The following is a 10,356-nucleotide window of genomic DNA, read 5'->3' as shown; positions in this document are numbered from 1 at the left end:
GCTTTTAAAGCATCACTTGCATGATTAACTCCAAGTGTTAATACAATCTGACTTCTCCAAAGTGGAATTGTATTTACTATTGTTGATTGTATTTTCTCTGCCATTAAAGAATCATTATTTTGAATTAATCTAATTTGTGGTGCCATTTGAAGTGACACTACCTTTGTTAATTCTAAATCGTGTATCTTTTTATCAAATCTATCACAAAGAGATATAAAATCATTTAACTCTTGTGCATCCTGTGGATTTCCACTTGTTCTTGCCTTTTGCTGAAGCTTTGGAAGTTCATCTCTCTCTAAGATTTGAAGCTTCTTTTTCCCTGCTAAAATATACATTGTAAGTTCTTTAAAATATACTTTATTTGTTTCATACATTTTGTCTAACATAGCGATATCTTTTAATAATTGTATCTGATGTTTTTCTAAGATATTGCTCATTTTTTCAATATTAACTTCAACTTTTTCATATTTAATCTTTAGCTTTGAAACCTTATCTTTGCTTTTCTTAAAGAATCCAAAAATTCCTTTTGTATCATCCATTTCCTCAACTGTTTTTAACTCATAGACCATACTTGATAAAATATCTCCAACTTCACCAAGCTCTTTTGTTTTAACATTTTCTAATGCTGATTGTGAAAAATTAGAAATCTTCTTTTGAGCTCCAACTCCATATTGCAAAATAGAATTTGAATTATTTATATCTATCTTAGAAACAAAGTCATCTACCATCTTTTTCTCTTCATCTGTTAATTCTATTTCATCATCTACTTTTTTATCCTCTACCTTAGTTTCAAATTCATCTTCATCAAAAGCATCAAAAGTTAAACTTGGTACCTTATCAAATTCTTCATTCATTTTAACCCCACCTTTACTTTCTAAAATCCTTCTCTGTTAAGCCCTCTTGTTTAAATATAGTTTTAAGTACAGAAATATCTGAAGAAATATCCATAGCAGTCTCCTCAAACAATTCATCTAATAGTCTTTCAAAAGCTATATTAATAGTATCAATGCTATTCTCTATTTCCGCCTTAGCACCTCTTATATTATCACTTTGAATATCTTGTCTTTCAAGCTCATTATATGAATTAACAAGCTTTATAACAGTTGGAAGATAATATGTCACAAACTTATGAATCTCCCTTTCCTTCTTAGGATTTTTCTCAACATAATTAATAATTTGATTTGCAATATTAACTAATCTTTCAAGCTTAGTTGTTACATTACTCTTATATAACTTAGCCCTTACTCCATCTATTTGATTAACATATTCTCTACCTATCTGAACAGCTGATTTCTCTTTAATATCCTCTTCTATTTCTTCCTCAGTTTCATCACCCATCTGTTGCATTTTTGAATTTAAATAATCCTGATATAACTCATTACTTAACATAAAATAATCTTTTTCATCATCTATATGTCCCTCTAAAAACATACCTGAATCACTCATCTTCTGTAAGTCTTTAACAACAAATTTTTTCTTCAATCCTGATAATTTAGCCAAATCATCAATCTGGATAAGCCTCTTATTATTCATAAACTTTATATACTTCTTAAACCTTGTTAGCCTTCCTCTTAAAGAAATACCTCTAGTTAAAACTACTATGCTCCCCACTAAAAATGCTAACAATACTCCTACTCCAACATAAGTTCCTAAAGTAAAAATATCATTAATCACCATACTAAAAATAGAAAACATTATTAGAAAAATACTAAAAACAATTATTCCCAAAACTCCAATTAAAATATATAAATATCCCTTTATCTTTCCCTTTGGTTTTTTATTAATATACTTTTTTATATCATTTTTATTCTTCAATATGCCGTATTTTTCGCCATACTCACTAGCTTTTTCCCAAACCTTATTTACTGCATAATCACGCTTATCCTTAAAATCAACAGCATCCACAGCCTTAAAAGCCTTATCAACCATACCCCTAATCTGATTTTCCAAATCTGAAAAATTCATCTTACTCACCTTAACACCTCCAGATTTCTAACATTACTAAATCTATACATTCATTATACCATCATTATAAAAAATAATAGCCTCAAATCACTATTGAGAGCTACTATTTAACAAACTAAATCTTTACTTTATAAAATAAAAAATTCTATTTAAATCTATTTCTAAATCTTCCATTTCAATTGATTTATAAACTTCATTTCTATTGTAAATTCTAAAAGGTCTATAATAATCTTCATATAGCTTATATTGAGTAAGGGTACCATCTTGATATATTAAGTTATATTCCTTAACACCATGTACTGCATACAGATACATCTTCTTAATTGTATCTAATGATGCATTTGAATCAGATACAACCTCAAAAATTATTGTGGGTATTTCTAAAATAGATTCACCCTTTCTTTTGATTTCGTCATTATCCTTTGGACATACCACAAAAACATCTGGCTTAAACTTATCCTCACCAAGCAAAAGTTCTATTTGCTCTGAATAAACCTCACAATTCTTTCCAAACAAAAAATCCTGTATCTTTCCACTTAATCCAATAGTTATTTTATTATGATTTACAGAAGTAAATGAACTGCAAATTATCTCCCCATCTAGCAACTCAACTTTTCCATTAAAGCTTCTACAAAGCTCCTCATATATTGCTTCATTATTACTTCCCTTTTCTTTATATATACTCAAATCCTCCACCTCCAATTTATTTCATAGCTAATTAAATTCTTCACATATATTAACTTTATTATAACATCATTTGAAAATTTCCTTAATATATTATTCAATATCTTTATCCACAAACTTCAAGGGTTGTTACAAAAATACTCACAACCTTTGCTTGTTCTTGTGGATAACTTTCAACAATAATAATAAGTGATTACTAAAAAAGTAATCACTTATACTAATGACTCTAAAAAAATCCCTGTAACTCCTCATTTATGAACTTTGGAAGTTCAATCCCTGCATCAACAAAAATTTGTTTAAGACATAAGAATTTATAAACAGGGTCTTTAGTTATTTTATCTATTGATGTCTCAAACATTTTAGCAGTTTCAAAAGCTATTCTATATCTTTCCATCTGCTCTGTACTAAATTTCGAATAATTAGAAGTAAATGTCTTATGTGCAAAATCTGTATTTTTACTTTGTTTTCCTGCTCCATCCATTACATAATATCCTTTTTCTCTAAGCGTTGGCATAACTTCATTCCCAATCCACTCTCTAAATTCAATCCCAAGAGGCATTTTTGTATAAGCTAAAAATCTATATAAGCCCCTTTCATAAAATATAATAATCTTTGGTGCAAACTTAATGTCTTCTAATGTATCCGCAAAAACTTCTTTAAATAATTTTAACTCTTCTCCACTTAAAATTTTATAATCTTTTCCTTCTTTAAGCTTTTCTACTTTAATACAATCATTAATTGCCTTTCTTTTTTGCGTATATCCAAAATACTCAACAATATCTACACCTACCCAACACACCTCATCTTCCCAAATTAAACTATTAAGATATTTGTTTTTAAATTTCCTTGTAACTAAATCATTCATCCTTATTTCTCCTTTCACTTTAATTATAAGGTCGTTACCTAAATTGTAATGACCTCTGCAAGCCTTGGTATATCTTGCTTTAGATTGTGGATAACTTTTAACATTCCTTTTTTATGATAAAATCACCTCACCTTTACTCACTATTTTCTTTGCCTGTGGATAACTTTTTTCTAATCTTTTTCCACAGATTTTATCTAAAATTTAAAATAAAAAAACCTCTAAAGATATTCAGCACTAACTAAAATATCTTTAGAGGATATACTTCAAAAATCATTCAATATAATGATTAAAATATTTCTCTAAGAAAAATCTTCAACTTATATTGCATAAAACTAAAAAAAAAGGTCATAATACAATAGAAGTCTTTGATTTTAGGATTCTTAAGATAGTGTGTGTATCTTTCGAATTTACAGGTGCTCTAACACCTATAAAATCATAGACTTTTTTACTTTGTTTTTAGTATGTTCTATATCCTATAATTTATGTAATCTATTTGAAATTTTTCGTCTCACAAGTCATTTTCAATACAATTTTTTTATTAAAGGTAGTCACTTTAAAAGTGATTACCTTTAAAATTATTAAGAAAAAAACCCTAAAGATATTTAGCACTAACTAAGTAATCTGTACACTTGCCTTTACTAATTCATCTTTTTTATAATCATTTTTTTCATTCATTAACAATATTTTTGATATATTTAAAGCTTCTATACGACTTTTATTTAATGATAACTGTGGTGACCCTTCCTTCAGCTTAGGCTTAATTTTCTCACAGTTAATAATTAAAGAATCTACCATCTTTATAGTATTTTCTATTTGCTTATTCGTAAATTTATGCATTATCTCTCCCTTAGTTATCTATTAACCTTTTAATTATCTGATATTTTTATACTACTCTAGAATCTTACTAACTTTAGCCACTCTAATTTCACTTTCTTATAAACTATATTTTCCTTGTAATAAATTATTAACTTGTGCCCTTTGTTCTTTTAAAAGCTCTTCCTTATCTTTAATAACAGAGTTCATCAAATCATTATCTTTCTTAGTATCTGATGCTACCTTAGGATATGTTCTCATAGTTGCTAAATATTCTGATATACTTGCTTTCTCTTCATCTGAAAAATCAGTTGTAACTCTATAATAATCTTTCAAAAGATTTCCTACATAAACATACCAATAAAGACTTTCATCATTATTTTCTATTTTACTAGCTATTTCTTCAACGGTTCCAAACTCAATAGTTTGTTTTAATAGGTTTAATGCTAAATCCTTTTTAATATGAAAACCTAAAGAATCTATGTTGCTAAAATAATTCATTAAAATATAGTTATTTGGCATTTCATAATATTTATTAGCCAATAATTTCGCTCTATTAACTACTTCTTTTATCGTATCTTCTGTCAATAATTCACTTTTTATTTTTGATGCTCTATATTCTTTAAATCCTGAATCCATATACGATGCTGACTCTATTATTTTTTGAATATTGTCATTTGCCATGGATTCTAATCCTATCCTATCTTCTATTCTCATACATTCATATTCTATACTATTCTCTACTTTATATTAACTTCAAATTTTTTGATTTTAATTACTCATAAAAAAGTCCAAAGATAATTTTAGTTACCTTTAGACTTAATAATTCTTATTTTAATTTAATTGTTATATCATCTTTATTATTATTTTTACCTTCATCTTCTTTAACTTCTAATTTTATAGACTCTGCATTGGTTAAATCACTAATTACATCTATTTGTAACTCATAAGTTCCATTTAAATTCGTTCTGCATTCACCAAATGATATTTCTAAATTATTTCCTTTATCATCTTTTATTGTGTATTTTAATAAATCTATTCTATCTCTATCTTCTGCTCCACCTTTATATTTTCCTGAAATATAAAGTTTAGTTGAAATTGGTGATATATCTGCTTTTTCTACAACCATTTCTCCTACTTCAAGATTTAATTTCTCATTTATAACTCTTTCTTTACTTTGAATCTTTTTTGTTGCCTTAACGTTGAATTCCCAAGGTCCTTTAATTTCTCTATTATCAATATTACTTAAACTGTTTAAAAGAATATCAATTTTCACTTCATCATCTAATTTTAAATTAGAAACATCTGATGAGATTATAACCATTGCTTTATTATCATTTAAAAGTTTTACTGATGTGTTACATATAATCTCAGTTCCATTAATTTTTATTTCTTCATTCATATGATTTCTAATTTTAGTACTTTCTTTTATTGCCCATATTTCATTTAACTTATTTGCCTCAACTATAACACTTGCCACAAATACATTATTATCTAGTACTATTTGATCTAACGTAACTTTATTTCCATTCTTATCAATAGTTTGCCCTATAACAGCTCCTAGTTCTTGATACTTTTTCATCGGATATTCTTTATAGTCATCTTTAAAATATTCAAAAACCTTACCTACCACTGGGATTGCTGATACAATCTCTGGTTTTATAATTGCTGTACTAGATGTTACTATTAATGCTACAATAGCTATCTTAGGTAACTTTTTTCTATTTTGCTTTTTCTTTTCCTCTTTTAAAATCTCTTTCCCCTCTTCCATTCCCTTTAAAATATAATTATCTAAATCTGTTGGAATTTTTATTTTATCTTTAATATTATCACCCATATTATATTACCTCCCTATTCATAACTACCCTTAATGCTTTAAGTCCCCTATTTAGATAAGTCTTCACTGTACCCACAGGCATATCTAATACTTTGATATCTCATTTACTGTCAAATCATTGAAATATTTTAAAACTATAACCTCTTTATGTTTATCAGGAAGAGTATCTATTGCTTGAAGTAAATCTAATCTATCATCATTATCTAAATCCTCTGTACCTAAATGATTCACTAGTGTTTTATCATCAATATATATAATTTTCTTATTCTTTTGATATGCAGTAGTAGCTAAATTAATTGCTATCCTTATTAACCATGTTTCAAAATATCTAGGCTCTTTTAAATTTTTTATAGATACATATGCCTTACAAACCACCTCTTGAAAAATCTCTAAAGCTGCATCCTCATTTTTTAAATATGCATATGCTGTTCTATATATCTTCTCTTTATACAACGTAATTAAATAGTAAAAATCATCATCACTACCCTTAATTGCCCTCTTTACCTTTACTTCATCTACCATATTTTCTCTCCTATATTTAATAACCTCTGTAAGCACTTACACCAATTAGACACTATACCCAGCCAAACGGTTTCACTTTTATATCATTTATTTTCAAATTATATAAAAAAATAATAGCCTCCATTTATTATCGAAGGCTATCATCTACATCTTTCTCTTATCGTACATTTATATTTTTTATAAATTTAGCAGGAACTCCTGCATAAACCGTATTAGTAGGTACATCTTTAGTAACTACAGAGCCTGCTCCTATTATAGAGTTTTCTCCTATAGTTACTCCTGGACAAATAGTTGCTCCTGCACCAATCCAAACATTTCTTTTTACTTTTACTCCTTTTAATATTACATCACGTCTATTCTCTATCTCCATTGGATGATTTACTGAAAGAATCTTTACTTCAGGTCCAATCAAAACATTATCTTCAAGTTCAATTCCACCTAAATCAACAAACATACATCCCTTATTTATAAATATATCTTTTCCAAACCTTATACGCGCTCCAAAGTCACTATTTAACGGTAATAAAATTGTTGTAGATTCATCAATTCTATTCCCTGTCATCTTCTCTAAAATTTCTCTTACCTCTTCTTGTTTTTTATATCCTTCATTAAGCTTTCCAAGTAACATTGCTGTTTTCTCTAAAGTTTTATTTATCTCCTTAAAAATAGCATCATCATATGGAATGTACTCTCTCTTCTCTAAGGCCTCAATTAAATTTTTACTCATTCCTATTCTCTCCTTTTATATCATACTCAAAATGATAATACACCTTAGAGTTAACTCTCAGTCAATAACAAATTTAATATACTAAACATTCACTAGACAGTATTTCATTTGTTTTAGTGTTAAATTTAATTGAATAATCATATAGCTTTCCATGAGATGGCTTTTCTTTACCTACAGCTCTTACAAAAACCTCTTTTGGAATTTCACCATCTTTTATAGGTGTGAACTCATTATCCTTAACTACTCCACTTAGGTCATATGTAAAATCAGCCTCATTTATGTCAACCTTATACTTGCTTTCAATTAACTCATTTGCTTTATTAATCAAAGTCTTCTCTGAACCTTTAAGCTCCCTTGAGCACCCCATTGCCACTGCTCCAAACAATACAACTCCTGTAAGCATTAAAATTAATTTTTTCATATTAAAATCCCCCTCTGTTTTTTCACTAAATCTTTTCAAGCTCTTGATTAAAATTATAGTGTATAAAACAATTTTGAAGTATCGTTTTAACTTACAATAGACTTACATTAATGTAAGACTTCTAATATTACTAAAATCAATCATATACAACATTCAATGCGCTTACCATTATATTTTTATACTAAGTTTTTTCTAAGTAACTAAGAAAAATCTGCATTATTGTACTTCTAAGATTAGCATTTTATAATTATTTAAAATAAAGCTTTTAAGGAGAGTGTAAATATATGAATACATTAGATGCAATTATTAAAAGAAAAGGAATTCGTAGTTTCACAGACAAACAAATCTCAAAGGATGAATTAAAAACTCTTATTCACGCTGCAAATTCTGCTGCTATAAGTGGTGGTGGTAGACCAGGAACTGATTCAGCAAGACAAATAACTGTAATTCAAAATCAAGAAATTCTTAGTACAATAGAGAGCACTTTAGAAAAAGCTCTAGGTTTAAAAAATGCCTTTTATAATGCTAAAACATTTATACTTATTTCAGCTCCTAAAAATCAATTTCAAGCTGAACAACTTGACTGTGCTTTAGCTATCCAAAACATAGCCTTAGCTGCAACAGAAATGGATTTAAATTCAATTATAATGACAGGACCTATTTTTGCTATAAATACAAATGAAGATTTAAAAAGTAAATTAAACCTTCCAAAAGGATTTACACCTTATATAGGTATATCAGTTGGGTATACTAATAGTACAGATATAAAGAGTAGAGAATATAAAGATACAAATGTTAATTACATATAACTCTATGTTTTTATATTAATTATAAAAATATTTTTAAAGAAAGGACTGATTTAGTATGCCTTTAATCACAGTTGATATTGGACCAATAACAAAAGAACAAAAAGCTGCACTTGTTAAAGAACTAGTTTTAAAAGCAAGTGAAATATGTGATATACCTGAACAAGCATTTTTAACAATTATTAAAGAAAATAATTACGATAATATTGGTAATGGTACAAAATTATTTTCTGAAGTTTTAAAAGATAGAAAATAATTTAAATATATTTTTAAAGTTAAAGAGTTAAGTTAATATATCTATTAACTCAACTCTTTATAAATCATAAATAATATTCTATTGTATTCTACCCCATAATGATAATTCTTCCATAATTTTTGATAATTTTTTACCATTATCAGTTAATGAATATTCTACTCTTAACGGAAGTTCATTATATTGAGTACGCTTAACAACATTATCTTTTTCAAGTTCTTTCAAGCATTGAGAAAGCATCATATCTGTTATTCCATTTACATTTCTTTTAAGTTCATTATAACGAACATCTTCATTCTGCAATAGAATCCATATTATAAAAATCTTCCACTTTCCACCTATAATATTCATAGATTTCTTTATAGGACAATCTGAATATTCATTTGCTAATACTAGTTCTCTTGTTTTCTTCATTTTAATACCTCATATCTATTCTAGCGAGTTAAAATCACTATTTTTAGGCTCTAAAAGTCTTTCTCCATTTCTCAAATGTCTATATTTAGATAGCTCACTATATATCCTCATTCTAGCTCTATTAAACCCTCCTATAGGCATGTGTTCCATTAAAGAGTGTCCCACATTAAAAGATAATAATTCAGCTAATTCATTTCTTTTCTTATCCATAACATTTTGTTTATCTATTATAATCTCTGCAACCTTTATATATGGTGACTTCTTTTTATTCCATACAATAGAGGGGTCATCCTCCATTCCTACCTTCTGAAACTGCACCATAAAATCAAATATTATTTTACTTTCATCTAACTGCTTCTGCATATTATTAGATAAATAAGATGCTGTCTTTTCCTTAGGCACCTTACCTTTACAATGTTTTCTTGGCACTATACAATACCTAACAACTCTATCCCCAAACTTATATGATGTTGTACTAAAATAACTTATATCTAAAGGACTTGTTTGATTCTTAGGTATTCCTGCAAGCTTAATTAGATTAGGTAACCCTCCCTTTAAAATAGTTTTAACTACATAACATGGAAGCTTCTTTTTTTCCTTTGCATAAACCAAATCATGAAATGACTTTAAGCTTGAAAAAGGAAAAACCTCATTACTTAAAAGAATAAAATCTTGAGTATAGGCTTCATCCTTTAAAACCTTCTCCCCTCTTACATTTATAATCTTTATAGCAAATCCTCTAGCATCCTTCTTATCATCACCTTCAACCTTAGGTGATGAACTAGATATCCTTATAAAACTGTTATATGACTTACACTCCTTAAAAACCCCAACCCTAAGTCTATTAGGTAATCCCTCCATCACCTTAAACTCTGCTTTAAGCAAACCTAAAGTTTTAGGATGTGCATCTCTCTTTGTAGTCCCCTTTAAATAATCCTCTTCCATATTTTTTCTAAGCATTAAAATTAAAGAATCTATATATTTTTTCTCCGACATCTAATTCCTCCAAAACTAATATTTAAGCTTAGTATATTCAAAGGAATAGTAAT

Annotated in this window: 14 protein-coding genes; 2 read left to right on the top strand and 12 right to left on the bottom strand. The window is 27.7% G+C overall.

The window, feature by feature from the left end; translation table 11 throughout:
• The 10 genes from ACRC28_RS17060 to ACRC28_RS17015 form a co-directional block, all read right to left on the bottom strand.
• Positions 1-854 (bottom strand): toxic anion resistance protein (locus ACRC28_RS17060; RefSeq protein ID WP_438544649.1); only part of this gene is annotated, 854 nt, incomplete at its 3' end.
• 13 nt (positions 855-867) lie between these two features.
• On the bottom strand, positions 868-1,965 hold the full coding sequence (locus tag ACRC28_RS17055; RefSeq protein WP_438544650.1) for a 5-bromo-4-chloroindolyl phosphate hydrolysis family protein: 1,098 nt from the start codon (positions 1,963-1,965) through the stop codon (positions 868-870).
• A gap of 123 nt (positions 1,966-2,088) precedes the next feature.
• A complete protein-coding gene (locus ACRC28_RS17050; RefSeq protein ID WP_438544648.1) occupies positions 2,089-2,652 on the bottom strand; it encodes a Uma2 family endonuclease in 564 nt (187 codons plus the stop codon).
• A gap of 223 nt (positions 2,653-2,875) precedes the next feature.
• Positions 2,876-3,514 carry a BRO family protein gene (locus tag ACRC28_RS17045; RefSeq protein WP_438544647.1) on the bottom strand — a complete coding sequence of 213 codons (639 nt, stop codon included), beginning with the start codon at positions 3,512-3,514 and terminating at the stop codon, positions 2,876-2,878.
• Between the two features lie 612 nt (positions 3,515-4,126).
• Positions 4,127-4,351 (bottom strand): hypothetical protein, encoded by a 225-nt coding sequence (locus ACRC28_RS17040; RefSeq protein WP_438544646.1) that lies wholly within the window; start codon positions 4,349-4,351, stop codon positions 4,127-4,129.
• 96 nt (positions 4,352-4,447) lie between these two features.
• Positions 4,448-5,044 carry a hypothetical protein gene (locus ACRC28_RS17035; protein WP_438544645.1) on the bottom strand — a complete coding sequence of 199 codons (597 nt, stop codon included), beginning with the start codon at positions 5,042-5,044 and terminating at the stop codon, positions 4,448-4,450.
• Positions 5,045-5,156: 112 nt separating this feature from the next.
• Complete coding sequence (locus tag ACRC28_RS17030; protein ID WP_438544644.1) at positions 5,157-6,164, bottom strand: DUF4179 domain-containing protein; 1,008 nt, start codon at positions 6,162-6,164, stop codon at positions 5,157-5,159.
• 84 nt (positions 6,165-6,248) lie between these two features.
• A complete protein-coding gene (locus ACRC28_RS17025; protein ID WP_438544643.1) occupies positions 6,249-6,686 on the bottom strand; it encodes a sigma-70 family RNA polymerase sigma factor in 438 nt (145 codons plus the stop codon).
• Positions 6,687-6,843: 157 nt separating this feature from the next.
• A complete protein-coding gene (locus ACRC28_RS17020) occupies positions 6,844-7,413 on the bottom strand; it encodes a DapH/DapD/GlmU-related protein (protein ID WP_438544642.1) in 570 nt (189 codons plus the stop codon).
• A 73-nt stretch (positions 7,414-7,486) separates the two neighbouring features.
• On the bottom strand, positions 7,487-7,834 hold the full coding sequence (locus ACRC28_RS17015; protein ID WP_438544641.1) for a hypothetical protein: 348 nt from the start codon (positions 7,832-7,834) through the stop codon (positions 7,487-7,489).
• A gap of 284 nt (positions 7,835-8,118) precedes the next feature.
• Between ACRC28_RS17015 and ACRC28_RS17010 the strand changes: the two genes are divergently transcribed.
• Positions 8,119-8,643 carry a nitroreductase family protein gene (locus ACRC28_RS17010; RefSeq protein WP_438544640.1) on the top strand — a complete coding sequence of 175 codons (525 nt, stop codon included), beginning with the start codon at positions 8,119-8,121 and terminating at the stop codon, positions 8,641-8,643.
• Between the two features lie 55 nt (positions 8,644-8,698).
• Positions 8,699-8,896: a 4-oxalocrotonate tautomerase DmpI gene (dmpI, locus tag ACRC28_RS17005; protein WP_438544639.1), complete on the top strand. Its 198-nt coding sequence runs from the start codon at positions 8,699-8,701 to the stop codon at positions 8,894-8,896.
• 78 nt (positions 8,897-8,974) lie between these two features.
• On the opposite strand, the gene ACRC28_RS17000 is transcribed toward dmpI, so the two are convergent.
• Entirely contained in the window at positions 8,975-9,307 is a 333-nt protein-coding gene (locus ACRC28_RS17000) for a winged helix-turn-helix transcriptional regulator (protein ID WP_438544638.1), read from the bottom strand.
• Positions 9,308-9,322: 15 nt separating this feature from the next.
• Positions 9,323-10,303, bottom strand: coding sequence for a hypothetical protein (locus ACRC28_RS16995; protein ID WP_438544637.1), 981 nt, complete (start codon positions 10,301-10,303; stop codon positions 9,323-9,325).
• Positions 10,304-10,356 lie beyond the last annotated feature (53 nt).

It is taken from the genome of Clostridium sp., from assembly GCF_051650885.1.
Classification (GTDB): domain Bacteria; phylum Bacillota; class Clostridia; order Clostridiales; family Clostridiaceae; genus Clostridium.
The sequence above is the reverse complement of the archived record's forward strand: the minus strand, read 5'-3'. Positions and strand labels throughout refer to the sequence as shown.